The sequence below is a fragment of the Brevundimonas sp. genome, assembly GCF_029946145.1.
In the GTDB taxonomy this organism is placed as follows: domain Bacteria; phylum Pseudomonadota; class Alphaproteobacteria; order Caulobacterales; family Caulobacteraceae; genus Brevundimonas.
Genome location: NZ_JAQSDY010000022.1, coordinates 1 through 21,487 on the forward strand (window position 1 = coordinate 1; position 21,487 = coordinate 21,487).

Consider the following 21,487-nt stretch of genomic DNA (forward strand, 5'->3'; position numbering starts at 1 on the left):
TCAACACCTCCACTTTGGCACATCGATGCCGTCGGGGGGCGTCCACCCCATCGCTAAGGGTCGCATTGCGCTTTCGGCTTCCAGCCTGAGAGCGACCCCTTAAGCAACCCAGCCGACTAAGACGGAATAGTTCTCAGGATCATCCACGGCGGCGCTCCAGTCGATTGAAGAGGCCCGGTCGCCAGATCGGGCCTTTTTCAATTCCGCCCGGGCGGCGTGAGTTTGCCAAGGTTGGGGTCGAGAGTTCGAATCTCTTCGCCCGCTCCAGTCGATTGAAGAGGCCCGGTCGCCAGATCGGGCCTTTTTCAATTTCCGCCCGGGCGTCCGGGTTGGCCAGGGTTGGGCCGGCATGCTGATCGCCCCACGGGCGAAAGCGGGCTGGTCCGGTTCGCCGTTTGCAAGGTATCTCCCGAAGTGGCGCGCGGGGCGCCAGAACGGGACAGTCGAGTCGCATGTTTCTCGAAGGCCAGGTCAACTGGATGTGGGTTTGGGGCGCCGCCGCGGCGTTCGGCTGGGCCGTGGCCGTCGTCGCGATCTTCTTCGCCCTGCGCAAGAGCACCCAGCATGGCAGCGCCTCGGACCAGCTGGACCTCATCCAGCGCATGGCCGAGGATTCGCAGAAGCGGCTGTTCGAGACGCTGAACGCCATTCCCGTGGCCCTGGTCGAGACCGACAAACAGGGCAAATTCGTCTTCGCCAACCGCGCCGCGCATCAGCTGCTGGGACGCAAGGACGCTGAACTGATCGGCCTGCGGTTCCATTCGGCGACCTGGGGCATCACCTTCCCCGACGGCCGTCCGGTGCCGCCCGACCTGCTGCCCAGCGCCCGCGCGCTGCGGGGCCAGACGGTCAAGGGCTTCCAGCACCTGCTGGCCAATCCCGCCTCGCGCCGAAAGATGCTGGTCTCGGTGACGGCCATGCCGATCGAGAACGACCTGGGCCAGATCACCGGCTCGACCGCCGCTCTCGTCGAGAGCGAAGGCCTGCAGACGCCCGAATTCATCATGCCGGACGTCGCGCCCGCCGCTCCGTACGACGGCCTGACCCGGCGCGTGTTCGACGCCGCCTCCAGCGCCCTGGTCGTCATCGGTCCGGACGGAGAGATGCGCGAGGCCAACCGCACAGCCCTGCTGCTGCTGGGCCGCGAGGACGCCGCCGGCGACTTCGCCGACCTCTTCCTGGCCGAGGACGAGCGGATCGAGGGCCGGCAGACCTTGAAGGCCGCCCTGTCCGCCCCGGCGGGCGAGGCCGATCCCATCCTTTCGCGGAACGGCGGCGGCGACGGCGTGCGCTGGTCCATCCTGCCGTTGGCGAACGCCGACGGCGTCGTGGACGCCCTGCTGCTGGCCGGCGAGCGCGGGGGGGCCGCGGTCCAGGCCGACAACGGCGACGCGCCGCTGGTCGAGGTCGTCCCGGCGATCGACGCCTCGCCCGAGGTCGAGGCCCTGCGCGTGGCGGCGGACGCCGCCCGCCAGCAGGCTGACGAGGCGCTGGCCGCGGCCGCCACCGCCCACGAGGAGGCCCGCGCCGCGCGCGCCGCGGCGGCGAAGGCCGAGCGGGACGCCGAAGCCCAGCTGCAAGGCGGGCGCCGGATGGAGAATGTCGGCCGTCTGACCGGCGGACTGGCGCATGACTTCAACGCCCTGCTGGGCGTCATGACCGGGGCGCTGGACATGATGCTGCGTCAGGCCGACGACCCCGTCCGCGTGCGCCGCATCGGCCAGGCGGCGCTGGCCGCCGGCCAGAAAGGCGAACTGCTGACCCGCCGCCTCACCGCCTTCTCCCAGGGTGACGACGAACCGGTCCTGCGCGTGCTGGACGCCGGGGTGCTGTTGCGCGGCATGGAGGGCCGGCTGCGGGCCATGGCCGGGCCGGGTGTCGACCTGATGATCGAGGCCCCGTCCGTCGAGACCCCGGTGCGGCTGGATCCCGTCGCCTTCGAGGGCGCGGTCACCGGCCTGACGCGTAACGCTGTCGACGCCGTCGCCGGCCAGGGTTCGGTCGCGGTGCGGCTGGAGGCGATGCTGGAAGGCGGTGTCCGCCTGAGCGTCCGCGACAACGGTCCGGGCATGGACCGCGACCTGGCCGCCCGCGCGGTCGAACCCTTCTTCACCACCCGCGAGGGCGCGGCGGGTCTGGGCCTGTCCCAGGCCTATGCCTTCTCGCGCCAGTCGGGCGGCGTCCTGTCGATCGACAGCGCGCCGGGCGAGGGCGCCGAGGTCTCCATCACCCTGCCCAACGCCGGCTGACGCCCGCCTCTTTCGCCCGCTTCACAGACCGGTGTATGATTAACGCGGGTTGGGAGGCTCGAAAATGAAGCTGTTGCGTCTGATCGTGATGCTGGCGGTGCTTGGCTATGCCGGGTGGCTGGCCTGGCCGTTCATCTCTCCGCTGATAGAGGGCGCGGCGCCGGATGCGGCGATAACCCGCGCGGGGGCCGAGGCCTCGGCGGGCGGCGAACTGTTCGGCTTCCTGCCGATGTGTATGCTGTGGGCCGGCGCGATCGGTCTGTATGTGATCGCCGCCCTGTTGCTGGGCGCCGGGAACACCCGGGCGGCTGTGGCCTATTTCCTGGGCTTCGCCGCCGATGTGGTTCTGCGGCTGGCCATCGACCGTCAGGGTGATATCGGCGCCCGCTCGGCCGGACCCACGACCATGGCGGCGCCCGAGGGGATCGGCGGCCTGCCGGTCGAACCGGTCTGGCTGGTGCTGGGCGCCCTGTTCCTGCTGGGCGTGCTGGTGCTGGTCGCCAGCCGCCGCATTCGGCGCAAGCGCACGGCCGGCCAGCTGAATTTCTGACGCCCGCCTGAATCCGGCGTCTGTTGAAGGGGCTTCGCCGCGCCTATATGCGGCGCCGCGGTTGACGCTCGCGGGCGGCGCCGTCAGGTTCCGCGCGCCTTCCCGCGCCCACGACATACGAGAGACTCCATGGCCGATTCCCCCAGCACCTATGACGTCGTCATCATTGGCGGCGGGCCGGGCGGATATAACGCGGCCATCCGGGCCGGCCAGCTGGGGCTGAAGGCCGCCTGCATCGAGATGCGGGACACCCTGGGCGGGACCTGCCTGAATGTCGGCTGCATGCCGTCCAAGGCCCTGTTGCACGCCTCGGAGCTGTTCGAGGCGGTGACGAAGGAGTTCCCGACGCTCGGTATCGAGGTCGGGGCGCCGAAGCTGAACCTGGCGCAGATGATGGCCCAGAAGGCCGAGAGCGTCGGCGCCCTGACCAAGGGCATCGAATTCCTGTTCAAGAAGAACAAGGCCGACTGGATCAAGGGCCGCGGCCGCATCGTCGGCAAGGGTCAGGTCGAGGTGACGGCCGCCGATGGTTCGAAGACGATCCTGACGGCGAAGGATATCGTCATCGCCACCGGCTCGGAGCCGACGCCGCTGCCGGGCGTGGCCTTCGAGGCCGACAAGGTCGTGGACTCGACCGGGGCCCTGTCGCTGCCCGCCGTGCCGAAGCATCTGATCGTGGTCGGCGCCGGCATCATCGGCCTGGAGCTGGGCTCGGTCTGGCGCCGTCTGGGCGCGCAGGTGACGGTGGTGGAATACCTCGACCGCATCACGCCCGGCATGGACAAGGACGTGGCGACCGCCTTCCAGCGCGCCCTGACCAAACAGGGCATGACCTTCAGGCTGGGGGCGAAGGTGACGGCGGCGAAGACCGGCAAGGACGGGGTGGAGCTGACCCTCGAGCCCGCCGCCGGCGGGCCCGCCGAGACGCTCAGGGGCGACGTGGTTCTGGTCGCCATCGGTCGACGTCCGTATACGGACGGTCTGGGGCTCGAGACCGTCGGGGTCGAGGCGGACAAGCGCGGCTTCCTCGCCGGTGACCACTTCAAGGTCGCCGACGGCGTCTGGGTTATGGGCGACGTGACCCATGGCCCGATGCTGGCGCACAAGGCCGAGGAAGACGCCGTGGCCGTGATCGAGCTGATCGCCGGCAAGGCGGGTCATGTCGACTACAACCTGGTGCCGAGCGTGGTCTACACGTCGCCGGAAGTGGCCTGGGTCGGCAGGACCGAGGACCAGCTGAAGGCTGACGGCGTCGCCTACAAGGCCGGAAAATTCCCGTTCGCCGCCAATTCGCGCGCGAAGATCAACCACGAAACCGAGGGTTTCGTGAAGGTGCTGGCCGATGCGACGACCGACCGCATCCTGGGAGTTCACATCCTGGGACCACAGGCCGGCGAGATAATCGGCGAGGCCTGCGTGGCCATGGCCTTTGGCGGGTCGTCGGAAGACATCGCCCGCATCTGCCATCCGCATCCGACCCGCTCGGAAGCCGTCAAACAGGCGGCCATGGGCGTCGAAGGCTGGACGATGCAGGCCTGATCTCCGGATCGCTCCGCTAGACGCCGGGGATTTCGAGCCTGCGGGAGGTCTGACGGCGGAGGCCCTCGAAGACCACCAGATTGCCCGGGAAGTCCAGGGTGACCTCGCGGAACCGGCCCAGCAGGTCCGCGCCGATCAGCAGGGCCGGCCGTCCCGCCAGGCCCAGGGTCTCGAAACAGTGCAGGTCGGCGAAGAGCATCGGCGTGGGTCCCAGCCGCTGCGGTCCGAACCTGAGGTCGTCGACCATCGCCAGGTCCGCGCTGAGGCTTTGACCCGTCACGCCGTAGATCGGCACCTGGCGGGCCAAGCGGCCGCCGTCCCGGCGACGCGCCGCCGCGGCCTGGCGCAGCGCCAGATTGCCGATCGAATACTGCGCTCCGCTGTCGATGAAGGCCGCCGTGGGCTGACCGTCCACGAGGATCTGGGTCATGATCATCTGGCCGAAGCGGCCGCGGCCCGCGCGCATGCCCTCGCGGCGCAGGCGGGACCCGGTGACCATGTCGCCGCCCATGAGGACGCTGACGCCCCGCACATTCAGGGTGGCCGTGCGGCGCACGACGTTGAACTTCAGCCTGAAGCGGTCCAGCACGTCCAGGCCGATCAGACCGTCCGCGCCCAGTTGATCCCGCGGGAATACCGGGCAGGCGAGGTTGCGGAATCCCAGCCCGCTGAGCTGCAGCCGGTCGATCGCCACGCTGCGCGTCACCCGGGCTTCCGTGATCCCGTGAACCAGCACGGACTGCAGCGGAGGCAGGGCCAGCTGATTCGCCAGGGTATCCGCGATCGAGGTCGTGCCCGCGCCGGTGTCGATCACGAAGGTGAAGGGTCCGCGCCCGTCGACATAGACCGCGGCGCCGACGCGGGTGAACAGATTGCTCAGCAGCTGGATGGGCCGATCCTCGATCAGCGGCTCCAGCGGATCCTGTGCGGCGGCGGGACCGGTGGGAAGGCCCAGGGCCCCCAGTCCGGCCAGCAAGGCGCGTCGGTCCATACCTGTCATGCAGTTTACGCTCCGCGCCGCCTCCCCAGCGGATGGACCGTCACTGTAAGCGCGCCCAGGCGATCCTGACCAGCCCGTCGCTCTCAGCGTCTCGGATGTGCGGCGGAATATGCTTCAAGCAGGTGTTTTGCGTCGACGGCGGTGTATTTCTGGGTGGTCGACAGACTGGCGTGGCCCAGCAGTTCCTGGATGGCCCTCAGGTCCGCCCCGGCGCCCAGAAGGTGGGTGGCGAAGCTGTGGCGCAGGGCGTGCGGCGTGGCCGAGGCGGGCAGCCCCAGCCGGCCGCGCAGGCGCTGGACCATCGCCTGGACGTGGCGGGGCGTCAGCGGCCCCCCACGCCGCGCCCGGAACAGGGCGTCCCCGGGTTCCAGCGGAAAGGGCAGCAGCGCCAGCCAGGCGTCCACAGCCGTCCGCACGGCCGGCAGGACCGGGGCCATCCGGGTCTTGCCGCCCTTGCCGGTGATGCGCAGCGTCTCCGGCAGGGGTGCGTCGGCGAAGGTCAGGGACAGGGCTTCCGATATCCGCAGGCCGCAGCCGTACAGGAGGGTCAGGACGGCGCGGTCGCGCGCGGCCTCCCACGGTTCGGCGTCGGGGTCGGCCTCTGGCTCCTGCATCAGGCCGCGGGCCTGATCCTCGCTGACCGGCCGGGGCAGGGAGGCCTTGATCCGCGGGCCGCGCACCAGGGCCAGCTGCGGCGCCGGGGTGGCGCAGCGCCGGTCGAGGAAGCCGTGGAACGCCCGGATGGCCGACAGGGTCTGGCTGATCGACCGCGCCGCCAGCGGATGGTCGCCGCCGCGCCGCTCGGCCAGATGGGCCCGGACCTCGGCGGCGGTGACGGTTCCGAGGTCAGCCAGCTTCTGGGGTTCGCCGCGATGGCGCTGCAGAAAGGCCAGATAGGTCCGGCCGATGCGGCCATAGGCTTCCAGCGTATTGGCGGCCAGACGCCGCTCGTGGGCCAGATGCTCCAGCCAGGCCGAAAGGGCCTCGTCCGCGCTCAGCTGAGAATGGGCCATCGTTCGGCGGTCCGTTCCACCACCCGGGCGATGAAGGCCACCAGCTCGCAGCCCATGGTCGGGGCGAAACCGTCTTCCTCGGGCGAGCCGAAGGCGCAGATGGCGTGGCGCGCCGGGACGTCGGCGCCGGGGAATTGCGGGGCCATGCGGATCAGGGCGACCGACTTCACCTCCGCCTCGGCCGCGCCGAACAGGTTCAGGCCGTCGAAATTGGGGCCCAGCCAGGTCAGCCCGTGCTCGCCCAGCAGGGCGTCGACGCCGCCGGTCTCGAGCGCGCGCCAGCCGAACGGCACGCCGCCGGGCTTTTCCAGTGCGATGGCGGCCCCAGCCAGGCCGAACCGCCCCTGCGCCACGGCGTCGAGACGGCGAGCCAGATCGGAGGGATTGCGCGCCTCCATCAGATCCAGGGCGGCGACATGGGTCTGGGTCTGGGCGGCGAAATTGGCGCGGGCGATGGACTCGATGCGTTTGCGGGCGTCGGCCTCGCGCTCGGCGACTTCTTCCAGCCGCGTCAGGGCGGCGCGGCCGAACTCCACGACATTGCGTCCGTGGGGCTTGAGCCCGATCTCTTCTAGCAGGGAGCGGTCGTCCAGCAGGATCTGGGCGTTGGCCTGAAGCCACGCCCGGATTTCCGGCCAGTGAGGCTCTTCCGGCTTGGTCGAGAGGTCAGGCGAAACGCTCACAGACCTCTCCTCGAGGCATCGACTGCAGGATGACGTTCCTGGGGAGGTATCGATCCTTACAGGATCGATTGGCCGGTCTTGCCCCAGTCCGCCAGGAAGGCATCAAGCCCCTTGTCGGTTAACGGGTGTTTGACCAGGGCCTTGAAAACGTCGGCCGGGAGGGTCGCGGCGTCGGCGCCGGCCATGGCGGCGGCGCTGACATGGTTCGGATTGCGCAGGCTGGCGGCCAGAATCTGCGTGTCGAAGCCGTGCACGTCGTACAGCACCCGGATTTCCTCCAGCAGGCCGATGCCGTCCGCGCCATGGTCCTCCAGCCGACCGACGAACGGCGAGATGAAGGTGGCGCCGGCCTTGGCGGCCAGCATGGCCTGGGCGGCCGAGAAGCACAGGGTGACGTTGGTCCGGATCCCCTTGTCGGCGAAGGCCCGCGCCGCGCGCAGCCCGTCCCACGTCAGCGGCAGTTTCACGACGACGTTGGGGGCGATGGCGGCCAGCTTGTCGCCTTCCTTCACCATGGTCTCGAAATCGGTCGCCACGGCCTCGGCGGAGATCGGGCCCTCGACGAGGGCGCAAATCTCGGCGATGACCTCGGCGATGTTGCGACCGGATTTGGCGATCAGCGAAGGATTGGTGGTGACGCCGTCCACCATGCCGGTGGGGACCATGTCCTTGATGACGGCGACGTCGGCTGTGTCGAGGAAGAGTTTCATGAGCGTCTCTCTAGCGGAGCGGGCCGGGCGGTGAAAGTCGCCAGCGTCCTCATTCCCCTGCCGGTGCCCGAGGCCTTCGACTACGAGGTCCCCGAGGGGCTGGACGTCGCGCGCGGCGACCAGGTCGCCGTGCCGCTGGGGCCGCGGCTGATGCGGGGCATTGTCTCCGAGGCGCGCGAGACCACGGGGTCGAACCGGCGGCTGAAGGCGATCGACCATGTGCTGGACGATCCGCGCCTGCCCGAAAAGACCGTGGACTTCGTCGAATGGGCGGCGCGCTGGACGCTGAGCGCGCCGGGCGAGATGGCGGCGGCGGCGTTGAAAGGCCTGCGCGCGCCCAGGCCCCGGCCTGAACGGCGGGTGCGGCGGGTCGGCGACAAGGTTTCCGCCCGACCGACGGCGGCGCGGACGGCGGTGCTGGAAGCGCTGGGCCAGCGGTCCATGCCGGGGCCCGATCTGGCGCGGGCGGCGGGCGTGTCGTCGGGCGTCGTCAAGGGCCTGGTCGACGAGGGGGTGCTGGAGGTCATCGAGATCGAGGCGGTGGCGGCCTTCGACCCGCCCGATCCGGATCACGCCCCGGCGACGCTCAATCCCGATCAGGCGGCGGCGGCGCGTGAGTTGGCCGTCGCGACCGCGAAGGGCGGCTTCGCCCCCTTCCTGCTGGACGGGGTCACCGGCTCGGGCAAGACCGAGGCCTATCTCGAGGCGGCGGCGCGGACGCTGAAGGCCGATCCCTCGGCGCAGATCCTGATCCTGCTGCCCGAGATCGCCCTGACCCAGGCCCTGATCGCCCGCATCACCGACCGCTTCGGCGCGGCCCCGGCGGAATGGCATTCGGGCGTCGCCCCGCCGCGGCGGCGGCAGGTCTGGGAGGCGGTGATCGCCGGGCGCTGCAACATCGTGGTCGGCGCCCGCTCGGCCCTGTTCCTGCCCTACGCCAGGCTGCGGCTGGTGGTGGTGGACGAGGAGCACGACGGCTCGTTCAAACAGGAGGAGGGGCTGGTCTATCACGGCCGTGACCTGGCCGTGGCGCGGGCGCGGATCGAGGGGGCGACGGTGGTGCTGGCCTCGGCGACGCCGTCGCTCGAGACGCTGTGGAACGCGCATCAGGGCCGTTACGGCTGGCTGAAGCTGGCGGCGCGGCACGGGGCGGCGGTGCTGCCGGACGTGTCGCTGCTGGACCTGCGCCAGAACCCGCCCGATCCCCAGACCTGGCTGTCGCAGCCGCTGCGCGAGGCCATCGGCGAGACGCTGCTGCGCGGCGAACAGACCCTGCTGTTCCTCAATCGGCGCGGCTATGCGCCGGTGGTGCTGTGCCGGGTGTGCGGCCACCGGCTGACGGCGCCCGACACCGACAGCTGGCTGGTCGAGCATCGCTACACCGGGCGGCTGATCTGCCACCTGACCGGCTTCTCCATGCTGCGGCCCAAACTCTGTCCCGCCTGCGGGGCCGAGGATTCGCTGGTCTCGGTCGGCCCCGGCGTGGAGCGGGTCGAGGAGGAGGTGCGCAACCTGTTCCCGCAGGCGCGCACGGCGGTGTTCAGCAGCGACACGGCGCCCGATGCGAAATCCGCCCGCGCCCTGATCCAGCGGATGGCGGACGGAGAGATCGACATCCTCGTCGCCACACAGGCGGCGGCCAAAGGCCACAACTTCCCGCACCTGACCCTGGTCGGGGTGGTGGACGCCGACCTCGGCCTGCGCGGCGGCGACCTGCGCGCGGCCGAGCGGACCTTCCAGCTGCTGACCCAGGCCACGGGCCGGGCCGGGCGGGCCGACAAGCCGGGGCGGGCGATCCTGCAGACCTGGACCCCCGAGCATCCGGTCCTGATGGCGTTGGCGGCGGGCGACCGCGACGCCTTCGTCGCGGCCGAGATGGCCGAACGCGAGGCCGCGTCCCTGCCGCCGCACGGGCGGCTGGCGGCGATCATCCTGTCCAGCGAGAACGCGGCGGCCGTCGAGAAGGTCGCCCGCGATCTGGCCGAGAACATCCCCAACGCCGAACGGCTGGAAGTCTATGGCCCCGCCGACGCGCCCCTGGCCCTGGTGCGGGGGCGCAGGCGCAAGCGGCTGCTGGTCCGCGCCGATCGCGACGTCGACCTGCAGGGCTTCCTGCGGGCGTGGCTGGCGCGGGTGAAGGCGCCGGGCTCGGTGAGGGTGACGATCGACGTGGACCCGTACAGTTTTCTTTAGGGCGCTTCTCCCTCCCCCTTGTGGGGAGGGATGTCGGCGCGCAGCGACGACAGGGTGGGGGACGTCAGGGCAGCGCAGGACCGTGCGGCGGTTCCCCACCCGTCTTCGCCTTCGGCTCAGCCACCCTCCCCATGAAGGGGAGGGAGAAGACTACCTCGGTCCCGTGAGCCGGATCTCGAACAGCTTCGGCCAGTTCTTGCCGGTGACGAACAGCCGGTGGCCCTCCGCGTCCCAGGCGATTCCGTTCAGGACCGCGTCGGTGGGATCCAGGTTCGACCGGTCCGGCATCAGCCCGCCCAGATCGATCACGCCGGTCACCACGCCCGTGGCCGGGTCTATCCGGACGATATAGTCGGTCCGCCAGACATTGGCGAAGACCTCGCCCTCGACCCATTCCAGCTCGTTTATCTGGCGCAGCGGCCGGCCCTGCGCGGTGACCGGAAGCTCACCCGTCTCGACCATGGTCTGCGGATCGAGAAAACGCAGCGTGGCCGTGCCGTCGGACAGGATCAGCCGCGTTTCGTCATGGGTCAGGCCCCAGCCCTCGCCGGCATAGGCGAACTCGCCCTCGGGCTCGAGCGTCACCGGGTCCCAGATGAAACCCTTGCCGCCCTTCCATGTCAGGGTGAGGACGCGATCGCCGAACACGGTCAGCCCCTCGCCGAACAGGTCGGGGTCGAGCTCGCGCTTCTGGACCACCGTTCCGTCTTCCAGCCTCACCCGGCGCACGGTCGACGGAGAACGGCCGGTGCTCTCCAGCAGTTCGCCGTTGCGGAACACCAGCCCCTGGGTGAAGGCGCCGGGGTCGTGGGGATACGCCCGGACGACCTCGAACCCGTAGACGGGGATCGGGGCCGGTGCGGGGGCTTCCGCGGGGACCGGCGGGGCCGTCGTCTGCGCCGCCGCCGGCAAGGGTGTCAGCAGCGCGGCAAGGACAAGGACCGCCGCCCGCATGGTCACACGCCCGGCTCGGCCGTTTCGGCCTTGTTCAGCGCCGCCTGCCGGGCCGCGAGGGCGGCCTGCTTCTTCATCGATGCGTTGCGTCCCATCATGTTCAGCCCCTCGACCAGGGCCGAGAAGGCCATGGCGGCGTAGATATAGCCCTTGGGCACATGAACGCCGAAGCCGTCGGCGATCAGCACCATGCCGATCATCAGCAGGAAGCCCAGCGCCAGCATGACGATGGTCGGGTTCTTGTCGATGAAGTCGGCCAAGGGGTCCGAGGCGACCAGCATGGCGATGACGGCGATGATCACGGCCACCATCATGATCGGCACATGGTCGGTCATGCCGACGGCGGTCAGGATGGAGTCGATCGAGAAGACGAGATCGAGCAGGATGATCTGGCCGATGGCGGCGCCGACGTTGTTGATGACGACCGCGGTCTTGTTCTTCTCCAGCAGGTCGTCGCCGATGCTGGCGTCCACGGCGTGGTGGACCTCGGTCGTGGCCTTCCAGACCAGGAACAGCCCGCCCGCGATCAGGATCAGGTCGCGCCAGCTGAAGGCCGTGTCCCAGCCGGCGCCCGCGAAGCCGAGGTCGAAGACGGGCCTGGTCAGGCCGACGATCCAGCCGATCGCCGCCAGCAGGCCCAGCCGCATGATCAGGGCCAGGGCGATGCCGATGCGGCGGGTGCGCTGGCGATGTTCGGGCGGCAGCTTGTTCGACAGGATCGAGATGAAGATCAGGTTGTCGATGCCCAGCACGACTTCCATGACCACGAGGGTGATCAGGGCGGCCCAGGCGGCGGGATCGGATAGAAGTGCGGTGATTTCGGTCATGGGACCGGGATATGCCAGCCGGGGAGGCTGCGCCAGAATTTTCCGCTGCAGCAGGGCGCGTCAGGGCGCCGCGTTCGATCGCGCCTCTGGACCCGGCTCGCGGGCTCGCCTAGCCAAGGATGAACTGCATTCGTTTTGTCAGGTGAAGCGTGCCCTCAGGTCTTGCCGCCCTACTCGACGACGTCGCCGCGATCGCCAGGATGGCGGCGGCCTCGGTTGACGACGTGTCCGCCGCCGCCGGCCGCGCCGGCGTAAAGGCCGCCGGCGTGGTGGTCGACGACGCAGCGGTGACGCCGGGCTACGCCATGGGCTTTTCGCCCCGGCGCGAGCTGCCCATCATCGGCAAGATCGCCATCGGCTCGTTGAAGAACAAATTCCTGATCCTCCTGCCCGGGGCCCTGCTGATCAGCGCCTTTGCGCCCTGGGCGCTGACGCCGTTGCTGATGGCCGGCGGCGCCTATCTCTGTTTCGAGGCGTGCGAGAAGCTGTGGGAGAAGCTGGCGGGGCACGGAGGCGGCGAGACCCCGCCAGAAGAGCTGGCCCTGTCGTCCGTCGAGCAGGAAAAGAAGATGGTCGGTTCGGCGATCCGCACCGACCTGATCCTCTCGGCCGAGATCACCGCCATCGCCCTGGCCGACCTGGCCGAACGCCCGCTGGCGACCCAGGCGGCGGCCCTGGCCCTGGTCGGACTGTTGATTACCGCAGCGGTCTATGGCGCCGTGGCGCTGATCGTGAAGATGGACGATATCGGCCTGCATCTGGCCGAGCGCTCCTCGGCTTCGGCCCGCGCGCTGGGCCGGGGCCTGGTTCACGCCATGCCGATGGTGCTGACCGGGCTGGCGACGATCGGCACCCTGGCCATGCTGTGGGTCGGCGGAGGGATCCTCGTCCACGGCCTGCACGAATACCATCTCGATGTCGTGCCCGGCCTGATCCAGGGTCTGGGACAGGCCGCCGGGCGTGTACCGCTCATCGGTCCCGTGACGGAATGGCTGGCGACGGCCGCCGCCTCGGCGGTCGTCGGCCTCGTGACCGGCGGGGCTATCGTGGCGATCCTGCACCTTATCCCACGCGGCAAGCGCGCCGCCCACTGACCGGGTGCGGCAATCCGACGGCCCATGACGGGCCGCTTCGGTTGCGGCACGGAAGTATGAGTGCTATCAGGCGCCCGGCTGAGCCGGAGGGCACGTTGCAAGACGCGTCCCCGGCGTGCTTTCTTCAAGCATTTCAGGCCTTTGATCGGTGCGCACCCCGCCGCCGGTCGCAAACCCGAACGTTAACCCGCGCGGACCTTATAAGTGGCTGACGATTACAGGACGACGGAAGTCGGCGAGCGCTACGCACAGGCGCTGTTCGACCTCTCTGACGAGACGGGCGCCCTGAACGCCGTGCGCGCCGACCTGGCCTCCCTGCGGGCTGCGTGGAACGAGAGCGCCGACCTGCGCCGGCTGGCCCAGTCGCCGGTCATCGCCGCCGAGGATCAGCAAAAGGGTCTGACGGCCATCGCCGACAAGGCGAAATTCCATGGTGTGACGAGGAATTTCCTCGGCCTGCTGGCCCAGAACGGCCGCTCGCGCGACCTGCCGGGCGTGATCGCGGGCTTCGAGGCCTTGTACGCAAAGAAGACGGGCGTCGTCGCCGCCGAGGTCGTTTCGGCCCAGGCCCTGACCGCCGCCCAGATGAAATCCATCCAGACCGCGCTCCGCACCTCGCTGGGCAAGGATCCGGAGATGACCGCCCGCGTCGATCCGTCGATCCTGGGCGGCCTCAAGGTCAAGGTCGGCTCGAAACTGTTCGACGCCTCGCTGAAGACCAAGCTCGACCAGATGAAATTCGCGCTCAAGCGCGCCTGACCCAACCCAGCGCGGCCCCGGCCGTGCCGACAAGACGATAACAGAGAGCCTGACATGGACATCCGCGCCGCCGAAATCTCGGCCATCCTCAAGTCGCAGATCGCCAATTTCGGCGTTGAAGCCGACGTGTCCGACGTCGGCCAGGTGCTGTCGGTCGGCGACGGCATCGCTCGCATCCACGGTCTGGACAATGTCCAGGCCGGCGAGATGATCGAGTTCCCGAAAGCCGGCGTGAAGGGCATGGCCCTGAACCTCGAGCGCGACAACGTCGGCGCCGTGATCTTCGGCCAGGACAACCAGATCGCCGAGGGCGACGAGGTCCGCCGCCTGGGCGAGATCGTGGACGTTCCGGTCGGCAAGGGCCTGCTGGGCCGCGTCGTAAACCCGCTGGGCGAGCCGATCGACGGCAAGGGCCCGATCCAGTTCACCGAGCGTCGCCGCGTCGACGTCAAGGCCCCGGGCATCATCCCGCGCAAGTCGGTGCACGAGCCGATGCAGACCGGCCTGAAGGCCATCGACACCCTGATCCCGATCGGCCGCGGCCAGCGCGAGCTGATCATCGGCGACCGTCAGGTCGGCAAGACCGCCGTCGCCATCGACACCATCCTGAACCAGAAGAGCACCAACGCCGCCGCCACGTCGGAAGGCGAGAAGCTGTACTGCATCTACGTCGCCATCGGCCAGAAGCGCTCGACCGTGGCCCAGATCGTCAAGACGCTCGAGGAGCGCGGCGCCCTGGACTACACCATCGTCGTCGCCGCCACGGCCTCCGAGCCGGCCCCGCTGCAGTTCCTGGCCCCGTTCTCGGGCACGGCCATGGGCGAGTTCTTCCGCGACAACGGCATGCACGCCCTGATCGTCTATGACGATCTGTCGAAACAGGCCGTGGCCTATCGCCAGATGTCCCTGCTGCTGCGCCGTCCGCCGGGCCGCGAAGCCTATCCGGGCGACGTCTTCTATCTGCACAGCCGCCTGCTGGAGCGTTCGGCCAAGCTGAACGCCGACTACGGCTCGGGGTCGATGACCGCCCTGCCGCTGATCGAGACCCAGGCCAACGACGTCTCGGCCTACATCCCGACCAATGTGATCTCGATCACCGACGGCCAGATCTTCCTCGAGTCCGACCTGTTCTACCAGGGCATCCGCCCGGCCGTGAACGTCGGCATCTCGGTGTCGCGCGTGGGCTCCTCGGCCCAGACCAAGGCGATGAAGAAGGTCGCCGGCTCGATCAAGGGCGAGCTGGCCCAGTATCGCGAGATGGCCGCCTTCGCCAAATTCGGCTCGGACCTCGACGCCTCGACCCAGAAGCTGCTGGCCCGCGGCGCGCGCCTGACGGAGCTGCTGAAGCAGCCGCAGTACAGCCCGCTGACCATGGAAGAGCAGGTCGTCTCGGTTTACGCCGGCACGCGCGGCTACCTCGACGGCATCGCTGTGGGCGACATCGGCCGTTTCGAGAGCGAGCTGCTGGCCCGCATCAAGTCCTCCAACAAGGGCCTTCTGGACGGCATCCGCGCCAAGAAGGACCTCACCGCCGAGCTCGAAGCCGAGCTGAAGTCGGTGCTGGACGCCTTCCTCAAGACCTTCGCCTGAGCCCGGCCCGGATAGCGAGAGAGTAGCCCCGGATGGCCAGCCTCAAGGAAATGCGCAATCGGATCGGAAGCGTGAAGTCCACGCAGAAGATCACGAAAGCCCTGAACATGGTCGCCGCGGCCAAGCTGAAGCGCGCCCAGGACCAGGCTGAAAGCGCCCGTCCCTATGCGAAGAAGATGGCCGCCGTGATCGCCAATCTGGCGGCGGGCGTGTCGGGCGACGGCGCGCCGAAGCTGCTGGCCGGCACGGGTTCGGACCAGAAGCACCTGATCGTCGTCGCCACCGGCGACAAGGGTCTGGCCGGCGGGTTCAACACCAACGTCATCCGGGCCGCGCGCGAGCGCATCAAGTCGCTGCTGGCCGAGGGCAAGGACGTGCGGATCATCGCCGTGGGCCGCAAGGTCCGCGACGGCCTGAGCCGCCTGTACGGCGACCGCCTCGTGCGCACCTTCGAGATGTCGGACCACAAGGTCATCGGCCTGCCGGCGGCGGAGCCGGTCGCGGCCCTGATCGCCGAGGAGTTCGAGGCCGGAAACGCCGACGTCGTGACCCTGTTCTACAGCCGCTTCCAGTCGGTCATCGCCCAGGTGCCGACGCCGAAACAGCTGATCCCGGCGGTCGTCGACGGCGACGCCCCGCCGATCGATCTGAACGGCGCCACCTATGAATATGAGCCGTCGGAGGAGGAAATCCTCGAGACGCTCCTGCCGCGCAACATCACGACCCAGATCCTGGCCGCCCTGTACGAGAACCAGGCCAGCTTCTTCGGGGCCCAGATGGCCGCCATGGACAACGCCACGCGCAATGCGGGCGACCTGATCAACAGCCTGACCCTGCAGTACAACCGCAAGCGCCAGGCCCAGATCACCACCGAACTGATCGAGATCATCGCCGGCGCCGAAGCCCTCTGATCCGAACCCCGCCCAGATACGCCACGCACGACCTTCCGAACGGAACGAACCGATGACCGACACCACCGCCAAGAAAACCGCCGCCCCCCGCAAGCCGAAGGCTCCGGCCGCCGCCGCCGCGACCGGCAACGCCGCCTTCACGGCCGGCACCGGCGTGGGCCGGATCGCCCAGGTCATCGGCGCCGTCGTCGACGTCGAGTTCACCGGCCAGCTGCCGGCGATCCTCAACGCCCTGGAGACGCAGAACGTCGACCAGAAGACCGGCCAGCCCTTCACCCTGGTGCTGGAAGTCGCCCAGCACCTCGGCGAGAACATGGTCCGCACCATCGCCATGGACACCTCGGAAGGCCTGACGCGCGGCCAGCCGGTGACCGACACCGGCACCTCGATCCTGGCCCCGGTCGGCCCCGGCACCCTCGGCCGGATCATGAACGTCGTCGGCGCGCCGATCGACGAACAGGGCCCGATCAAGACCACCATGTACCGCCCGATCCACCGCGAGGCCCCGAGCTTCGAGGAGCAGTCGACCTCGTCGGAAATCCTCGTCACGGGGATCAAGGTCATCGACCTGATGTGCCCCTACACCAAGGGCGGCAAGATCGGCCTGTTCGGCGGCGCCGGCGTGGGCAAGACCGTGACCATGCAGGAGCTGATCAACAACATCGCCAAGGCCTACGGCGGTTATTCGGTTCTGGCCGGCGTGGGTGAACGCACCCGCGAGGGCAACGACCTGTATCACGAGATGATCGAGTCCAATGTGAACGTGGACCCGGCCAAGAACGGCGGCTCGACCGAGGGCTCGAAATGCGCCCTCGTCTACGGCCAGATGAACGAGCCTCCCGGCGCCCGCGCCCGCGTGGCCCTGACCGGCCTGGCCCAGGCCGAATATTTCCGCGACGAGGAGGGCAAGGACGTCCTGCTGTTCGTCGACAACATCTTCCGCTTCACCCAGGCCGGTTCCGAAGTGTCCGCCCTGCTGGGCCGCATCCCCTCGGCCGTGGGCTATCAGCCGACCCTGGCCACCGAGATGGGCAACCTGCAGGAGCGGATCACCTCGACCAAGAAGGGCTCGATCACCTCGGTCCAGGCCATCTACGTGCCCGCCGACGACCTGACCGACCCGGCCCCCGCCGCCTCCTTCGCCCACCTGGACGCGACCACGGTTCTGAACCGCGACATCGCCGCCCAGGCCATCTTCCCGGCCGTGGACCCGCTGGACTCCACCTCGCGCATCATGGACCCGCTGGTCATCGGCGAGGAACACTACCGCGTCGCCCGCTCGGTCCAGGAAGTGCTTCAGCAGTACAAGGCGCTGAAGGACATCATCGCCATCCTGGGCATGGACGAGCTGTCGGAAGAGGACAAGCTGATCGTCTCGCGCGCCCGCAAGATCAGCCGCTTCCTGTCGCAGCCCTTCTTCGTGGCCGAGCAGTTCACCAACTCGCCGGGCAAATTCGTGTCGCTGGAAGACACCATCCGCTCGTTCAAGGGCATCGTCGCCGGCGAGTACGACCACCTGCCGGAAGCGGCCTTCTACATGGTCGGCGCCATCGAGGAAGCCGTCGAGAAGGCCCAGAAGCTCGCCGCCGAGGCGGCCTGATCCATGGCTGGCAAGCTCAGCTTCTCTCTGGTGTCGCCTGAGCGCGAGGTCTTCAACGGCCTCGTCGATCAGGTCGACGCGCCGGGCGTCGAGGGCGATTTCGGCGTCCTCGCCGACCACGCCCCCTTCATGACCGCCCTGCGCGAAGGCGTGGTCACGGTCATCGACGGCGGTTCGCGCCGCCAGTTCGAGGTCCACGGCGGCTTCGCCGACGTGACCCCGGCCGGCCTGACCATCCTGGCCGAACAGGCCTCGGAAGTGACGGCGGCGGCCTGAGACTGACCATGGCCGGACCGGGCATGCTTCTGGTCCTGGCTTGGGTCGGCGCGGTCCTCGGACCCATCGTCTGTGCATTTATGATCCGGCGACTGTTTCGCGGTCGCCGGATTTTTCTTGCCTCAAGTCTGGGCGTGATCGCCGCGCTCGGTTGGGGCCTCGGCGTCTGGGCCTTCCTGATCGAGCCGGCCACCCTGACGGTCCGGCATGTGACGGTGGAGAGCGCCCAATGGCGGGGTCCGCCACTCCGGATCGGCGTCATTTCCGATACCCATGTCGCCGCGCCCCACATGGATGTGGCCCGCATCGAGCGGCTCGTCGTGCGCATGAACGCCGAGCGGCCCGATGTCGTCGTGTTGCTGGGCGACTACGCCGGCGGCCATGAGCCGGCGGCCCTGAGGGCCCGGCCGGAGCAATCGAAAATCCTTCGTGGGGTCGAGGCCTTCCGGGGTCTGTCCGCCCCCCTCGGCGTCCATGCGGTGCTCGGCAACCACGATTCCTGGTATGACGACGCAGCCATCAGCGCGGCCCTGACCCGCGCCGGCGTCCGGGTTCTGGACAATCGCGCGGAACGCATCGCCCGTCCGGGCGGCGCCTTCTGGGTAGCCGGGCTGGCGGATATGCATTCGCCGCGCCAGCCGCCAACGGTGTCCGGGACCTTGCGTGACGTCACTGATGCTGCCCCGATCATCGTCCTCACCCATTGGCCGGACCCGTTCCTGGATGTGCCCGACCGGGTCGCGCTCACCTTGGCCGGCCACACCCACTGCGGACAGGTGAACCTGCCGCTTCTGGGCCGACTGGTGCATGCGTCCGCGATGTCGGAGCGATGGGCTTGCGGCCTGTACGACGAGGGCGGGCGCAAGCTGTTCGTCACGGGGGGTGTCGGCGTATCGATCTTGCCGGTGCGGTTCCGGGCTCCCCCTGAGATCGTGATCGTGACCCTGCGCGCCGCGAAGGCTTGACCCTCCGGCCGGAGGTCCTAGATAGCCCCTGCAGACGAGGCCACGTCCTCGCCCCGGCGATCCTGGATCGCGGGCAAAGTCCGGGACGGCCCGGCCCTTTGCAAGGAGGGCCGCATCCATGGCCTGGACCTATCTCATCATCGCCGGCCTGCTCGAGATCGTGTGGGCCTATTTCATGAAGCAGTCCCACGGCTTCACCCGGCTGTGGCCCAGCGTGGCGACGCTCGGCTTCATGGCGGTCAGTTTCGCCCTGCTGTCGCTGGCCATGAAGAATCTGCCGATGGGCACCGCCTATGTGGTGTGGACCGGCATCGGCGCGGTCGGTGCCTTTGTCGTCGGCGTGGTGCTGCTGGGCGAACATCTCAGCGTGATGCGGGTGGTCGCGGCCCTGCTGGTCCTCGCCGGGCTGGTGATGTTCCGTCTGGCCCCGGGCGCCGCAACGCACTGATTATTGCGCGGCGGCGCCTGCCGCGTCAGGATTGCGGCAGGGAGACTCTCATGCTCGAACTGCGCCCCAACTGCGAATGCTGCGACCGCGACCTGCCATTCGACAGTCCTGAAGCCCGTATCTGCACCTTCGAATGCACCTTCTGCGCCGCCTGTGTCGACCGGGTGCTGAAGGGCGTGTGCCCCAACTGCGGCGGCGGCTTCGTCCGCCGCCCCATCAGGCCAGCCTCGCTGATGACGAAATATCCGGCCTCGACGAAACGGGTGCTCAAGCCGCGGGGCTGCGCGGCCGCCTAGACCACCAGCGGCGCGAATACCGTCACGACCTGCTCATAGACGTCGCGCTTGAACGGCACGATCAGGTCCGGGGCGTCGCTCAGCGCGCCCCAGCGCCAGGCGTCGAACTCGATCTCGCCCCCGTTGCCGACATGCGCCTCAAGATCGATCTCGGACTCCTCGCCGGCGAAGCGGAAGGCGAACCAGCGCTGCTTCTGCCCGGCCCAGCCGCGCGCCTGTTTCGAGCCGCCATAGCCCTCGGGAAAGTCGTAGACGATCCAGCCTTCAATCGAGGCGATCAGTTCGGCGGAGACGACGCCCGTCTCCTCGGCCAGCTCGCGGCGGGCGGCGGTTTCCAGATCCTCGCCGTCGTCGACCCCGCCCTGCGGGAACTGCCAGTTATGCGGCCCTTCGGTCCCGGCGCGGCGCCCGTACCAGACGCGGCCGTCCGGGTGGAACAGCACGACGCCGACGTTCGGGCGGTAGCGGGAGAGATCGGTCATGAGGCGGGGGTGATTAGTGGTTAGTGATTAGTGGGTGCAGCACCATCGGCTGCGAGTTAGCGGTGCCGGCCGGGCCGGCCCAACCACTAATCACTAACCACTAATCACTCGTCCGGCGCTACCGCCCCGGCCGCTGCGTCATCGCCGACGCCGGCGCCAGCTGCAGGCCCCGCGCGTCGAGCTCGGACGTCCAGCGCGCCACGGCCTCGACCGTGACCGGATAGCTGAAGCCCGTGCCCAGGGCCTGACCGCGGCCCTTGGCCAGGGCCTCCAGCGCGTTCAACTGGCCGACGATGGCGGCGGGGGTCTGCTGCTCGTCGATGACGCGGTTGGCGCTGGCGCGGGCCCAGGCGCCCGGGCGGCGGCTCATCGTGCCGTCGTCGAGGAAGGCCACACCGCGCTGACGCAGGATGCCGAGGAAGGCGTTCATGCCGGCCTCCGAGTTGGCGAACCGGTCGCCCATATAGTTGGTGACGCCGAAATAGCCGGTGGCCCGGCCCAGCAGCCAGTTCATCTTGGACTGGAGGTCGGCGGGCTGGCCCGAGGCCAGCAGGGTGTAGGGGCCGGGATCATTGTCGGGATAGCCGGTGGGCTCCATCGGCATTTCCAGCATCACCTCATGGCCCTGGGCGCGGGCCAGGTCGATCCAGGTCTGCAGCCCCTCGGCATAGGGCACGAAGCTCAGGGTCACCTCGGCGGGCAGGCGTTCGATGGCGGCGCGGGTGGTGACGGCGTTCAGGCCCAGGCCGCCGACGATCAGGGCGACGCGCGGGCGGCCGTTCGAGCGGAAGGGACGGGCATAGGCCTGGGCCGGCACGCGGCCGTCGCTGGCGATGGTCGGCAGGGGGCCGTTGGGCCCAGGCTGGCTCAGCCCGGCGATGGGGGCGGCGGGCAGGGGCGAGGCCGCCACGCGCGGCGCCGTGACCGGGGCGCCGTTGCCCGAGACGGTGGCGCCGTTCGGCAGGGTGATGACCGCTTCGCCGGTCAGGGCGGGATCGACCACGCCGCCCTCGGCCGCCAGGTCCTGCCAGGAGCCATAGGCGCCCATGGAGAAGGCTTCGAGGCCGGTGGGAACCGGGGCGGCGACGGGAGCTTCGCGCTTCAGCGCCGCGCGGGCCGAAGGGGCTCCGGCGCGGGGATCTCCCAGCACGGTGATGAACAGGGCGGCGGCGCCCAGCAGCATCAGCCCGGCGCCGGCCACGGCGACCGGCGGCTTGCTGAGGAAACGGGTCACGGGCGCGAGGTTTTCGCGCATCGAGCGGCGAACCGGGGGAATTCCGGCGGTGGCGGCCAGGACGGATTGGCGTTTGGCGAACATGGGCAGACTGGACGCTTGATACGGGGGTCC

21 protein-coding genes are annotated in these 21,487 nt (G+C 69.3%); 13 read left to right on the forward strand and 8 right to left on the reverse strand.

The window, feature by feature from the left end; all coding sequences use genetic code 11:
- Positions 1 to 452 precede the first annotated feature (452 nt).
- From PSV23_RS09405 to lpdA, 3 genes are all read left to right on the forward strand, one after another.
- Positions 453 to 2,249 carry a PAS domain-containing sensor histidine kinase gene (locus tag PSV23_RS09405; protein ID WP_300468198.1) on the forward strand — a complete coding sequence of 599 codons (1,797 nt, stop codon included), beginning with the start codon at positions 453 to 455 and terminating at the stop codon, positions 2,247 to 2,249.
- Positions 2,250 to 2,313: 64 nt separating this feature from the next.
- Complete coding sequence (locus PSV23_RS09410) at positions 2,314 to 2,799, forward strand: hypothetical protein (protein WP_300468200.1); 486 nt, start codon at positions 2,314 to 2,316, stop codon at positions 2,797 to 2,799.
- A 129-nt stretch (positions 2,800 to 2,928) separates the two neighbouring features.
- Entirely contained in the window at positions 2,929 to 4,338 is a 1,410-nt protein-coding gene (gene lpdA / locus PSV23_RS09415; protein WP_300468202.1) for a dihydrolipoyl dehydrogenase, read from the forward strand.
- 16 nt (positions 4,339 to 4,354) lie between these two features.
- Here the strand turns inward: lpdA and PSV23_RS09420 are convergent, their stop codons facing one another.
- The 4 genes from PSV23_RS09420 to fsa form a co-directional block, all read right to left on the reverse strand.
- Entirely contained in the window at positions 4,355 to 5,338 is a 984-nt protein-coding gene (locus tag PSV23_RS09420) for a retropepsin-like aspartic protease (RefSeq protein WP_300468204.1), read from the reverse strand.
- 83 nt (positions 5,339 to 5,421) lie between these two features.
- On the reverse strand, positions 5,422 to 6,351 hold the full coding sequence (locus PSV23_RS09425) for a tyrosine recombinase XerC (protein ID WP_300468207.1): 930 nt from the start codon (positions 6,349 to 6,351) through the stop codon (positions 5,422 to 5,424).
- Positions 6,333 to 7,034 carry a DUF484 family protein gene (locus PSV23_RS09430; RefSeq protein WP_300468209.1) on the reverse strand — a complete coding sequence of 234 codons (702 nt, stop codon included), beginning with the start codon at positions 7,032 to 7,034 and terminating at the stop codon, positions 6,333 to 6,335. The genes PSV23_RS09425 and PSV23_RS09430 overlap by 19 nt, the downstream gene beginning before the upstream one ends.
- A gap of 56 nt (positions 7,035 to 7,090) precedes the next feature.
- The gene (gene fsa, locus PSV23_RS09435) at positions 7,091 to 7,744 is read right to left on the reverse strand and encodes a fructose-6-phosphate aldolase (protein WP_300468211.1); all 654 of its coding nucleotides are present in this window, start codon (positions 7,742 to 7,744) and stop codon (positions 7,091 to 7,093) included.
- 30 nt (positions 7,745 to 7,774) lie between these two features.
- Here fsa and PSV23_RS09440 point away from each other — a divergent pair, with 30 nt between their 5' ends.
- Positions 7,775 to 9,937 carry a primosomal protein N' gene (locus PSV23_RS09440; RefSeq protein WP_300468213.1) on the forward strand — a complete coding sequence of 721 codons (2,163 nt, stop codon included), beginning with the start codon at positions 7,775 to 7,777 and terminating at the stop codon, positions 9,935 to 9,937.
- Between the two features lie 150 nt (positions 9,938 to 10,087).
- Here the strand turns inward: PSV23_RS09440 and PSV23_RS09445 are convergent, their stop codons facing one another.
- Positions 10,088 to 10,891, reverse strand: coding sequence for a glutaminyl-peptide cyclotransferase (locus PSV23_RS09445; protein WP_300468532.1), 804 nt, complete (start codon positions 10,889 to 10,891; stop codon positions 10,088 to 10,090).
- 2 nt (positions 10,892 to 10,893) lie between these two features.
- Positions 10,894 to 11,718: a TerC family protein gene (locus PSV23_RS09450; protein ID WP_300468215.1), complete on the reverse strand. Its 825-nt coding sequence runs from the start codon at positions 11,716 to 11,718 to the stop codon at positions 10,894 to 10,896.
- A 149-nt stretch (positions 11,719 to 11,867) separates the two neighbouring features.
- Between PSV23_RS09450 and PSV23_RS09455 the strand changes: the two genes are divergently transcribed.
- The 9 genes from PSV23_RS09455 (at position 11,868) to PSV23_RS09495 (ending at position 19,657) form a co-directional block, all read left to right on the forward strand.
- Complete coding sequence (locus PSV23_RS09455) at positions 11,868 to 12,812, forward strand: DUF808 domain-containing protein (RefSeq protein ID WP_300468216.1); 945 nt, start codon at positions 11,868 to 11,870, stop codon at positions 12,810 to 12,812.
- Between the two features lie 204 nt (positions 12,813 to 13,016).
- Positions 13,017 to 13,571, forward strand: coding sequence for a F0F1 ATP synthase subunit delta (locus PSV23_RS09460; protein ID WP_300468218.1), 555 nt, complete (start codon positions 13,017 to 13,019; stop codon positions 13,569 to 13,571).
- A gap of 54 nt (positions 13,572 to 13,625) precedes the next feature.
- On the forward strand, positions 13,626 to 15,161 hold the full coding sequence (gene atpA, locus PSV23_RS09465; RefSeq protein WP_300468220.1) for a F0F1 ATP synthase subunit alpha: 1,536 nt from the start codon (positions 13,626 to 13,628) through the stop codon (positions 15,159 to 15,161).
- A 32-nt stretch (positions 15,162 to 15,193) separates the two neighbouring features.
- Positions 15,194 to 16,072 carry a F0F1 ATP synthase subunit gamma gene (locus tag PSV23_RS09470; RefSeq protein ID WP_300468222.1) on the forward strand — a complete coding sequence of 293 codons (879 nt, stop codon included), beginning with the start codon at positions 15,194 to 15,196 and terminating at the stop codon, positions 16,070 to 16,072.
- 52 nt (positions 16,073 to 16,124) lie between these two features.
- Entirely contained in the window at positions 16,125 to 17,672 is a 1,548-nt protein-coding gene (gene atpD / locus PSV23_RS09475) for a F0F1 ATP synthase subunit beta (protein WP_300468224.1), read from the forward strand.
- A 3-nt stretch (positions 17,673 to 17,675) separates the two neighbouring features.
- Positions 17,676 to 17,948: an ATP synthase F1 subunit epsilon gene (locus tag PSV23_RS09480; protein WP_292031328.1), complete on the forward strand. Its 273-nt coding sequence runs from the start codon at positions 17,676 to 17,678 to the stop codon at positions 17,946 to 17,948.
- 8 nt (positions 17,949 to 17,956) lie between these two features.
- Complete coding sequence (locus PSV23_RS09485; protein ID WP_300468227.1) at positions 17,957 to 18,913, forward strand: metallophosphoesterase; 957 nt, start codon at positions 17,957 to 17,959, stop codon at positions 18,911 to 18,913.
- A 118-nt stretch (positions 18,914 to 19,031) separates the two neighbouring features.
- The gene (locus tag PSV23_RS09490) at positions 19,032 to 19,361 is read left to right on the forward strand and encodes a multidrug efflux SMR transporter (protein WP_300468229.1); all 330 of its coding nucleotides are present in this window, start codon (positions 19,032 to 19,034) and stop codon (positions 19,359 to 19,361) included.
- A 50-nt stretch (positions 19,362 to 19,411) separates the two neighbouring features.
- A complete protein-coding gene (locus PSV23_RS09495) occupies positions 19,412 to 19,657 on the forward strand; it encodes a DUF1272 domain-containing protein (RefSeq protein ID WP_300468231.1) in 246 nt (81 codons plus the stop codon).
- Here the strand turns inward: PSV23_RS09495 and PSV23_RS09500 are convergent.
- Together PSV23_RS09500 and PSV23_RS09505 are read right to left on the reverse strand one after the other, a co-directional pair.
- Positions 19,654 to 20,139: an RNA pyrophosphohydrolase gene (locus PSV23_RS09500; protein ID WP_300468233.1), complete on the reverse strand. Its 486-nt coding sequence runs from the start codon at positions 20,137 to 20,139 to the stop codon at positions 19,654 to 19,656. The genes PSV23_RS09495 and PSV23_RS09500 overlap by 4 nt on opposite strands.
- A gap of 118 nt (positions 20,140 to 20,257) precedes the next feature.
- On the reverse strand, positions 20,258 to 21,457 hold the full coding sequence (locus tag PSV23_RS09505) for a divergent polysaccharide deacetylase family protein (RefSeq protein ID WP_300468235.1): 1,200 nt from the start codon (positions 21,455 to 21,457) through the stop codon (positions 20,258 to 20,260).
- Positions 21,458 to 21,487 lie beyond the last annotated feature (30 nt).

Coding starts and splice junctions, on each gene's coding strand:
- PSV23_RS09445 (WP_300468532.1), bottom strand. CDS start 10,891: ATGCGGGCGGCGGTCCTTGTCCTTGCCGCGCTGCTGACACCCTTGCCG.
- PSV23_RS09500 (WP_300468233.1), bottom strand. CDS start 20,139: ATGACCGATCTCTCCCGCTACCGCCCGAACGTCGGCGTCGTGCTGTTC.
- PSV23_RS09470 (WP_300468222.1), top strand. CDS start 15,194: ATGGCCAGCCTCAAGGAAATGCGCAATCGGATCGGAAGCGTGAAGTCC.
- PSV23_RS09490 (WP_300468229.1), top strand. CDS start 19,032: ATGGCCTGGACCTATCTCATCATCGCCGGCCTGCTCGAGATCGTGTGG.
- PSV23_RS09485 (WP_300468227.1), top strand. CDS start 17,957: ATGGCCGGACCGGGCATGCTTCTGGTCCTGGCTTGGGTCGGCGCGGTC.
- lpdA (WP_300468202.1), top strand. CDS start 2,929: ATGGCCGATTCCCCCAGCACCTATGACGTCGTCATCATTGGCGGCGGG.
- PSV23_RS09505 (WP_300468235.1), bottom strand. CDS start 21,457: ATGTTCGCCAAACGCCAATCCGTCCTGGCCGCCACCGCCGGAATTCCC.
- PSV23_RS09495 (WP_300468231.1), top strand. CDS start 19,412: ATGCTCGAACTGCGCCCCAACTGCGAATGCTGCGACCGCGACCTGCCA.
- fsa (WP_300468211.1), bottom strand. CDS start 7,744: ATGAAACTCTTCCTCGACACAGCCGACGTCGCCGTCATCAAGGACATG.
- PSV23_RS09410 (WP_300468200.1), top strand. CDS start 2,314: ATGAAGCTGTTGCGTCTGATCGTGATGCTGGCGGTGCTTGGCTATGCC.
- atpD (WP_300468224.1), top strand. CDS start 16,125: ATGACCGACACCACCGCCAAGAAAACCGCCGCCCCCCGCAAGCCGAAG.
- atpA (WP_300468220.1), top strand. CDS start 13,626: ATGGACATCCGCGCCGCCGAAATCTCGGCCATCCTCAAGTCGCAGATC.
- PSV23_RS09420 (WP_300468204.1), bottom strand. CDS start 5,338: ATGACAGGTATGGACCGACGCGCCTTGCTGGCCGGACTGGGGGCCCTG.
- PSV23_RS09480 (WP_292031328.1), top strand. CDS start 17,676: ATGGCTGGCAAGCTCAGCTTCTCTCTGGTGTCGCCTGAGCGCGAGGTC.
- PSV23_RS09405 (WP_300468198.1), top strand. CDS start 453: ATGTTTCTCGAAGGCCAGGTCAACTGGATGTGGGTTTGGGGCGCCGCC.
- PSV23_RS09425 (WP_300468207.1), bottom strand. CDS start 6,351: ATGGCCCATTCTCAGCTGAGCGCGGACGAGGCCCTTTCGGCCTGGCTG.
- PSV23_RS09450 (WP_300468215.1), bottom strand. CDS start 11,718: ATGACCGAAATCACCGCACTTCTATCCGATCCCGCCGCCTGGGCCGCC.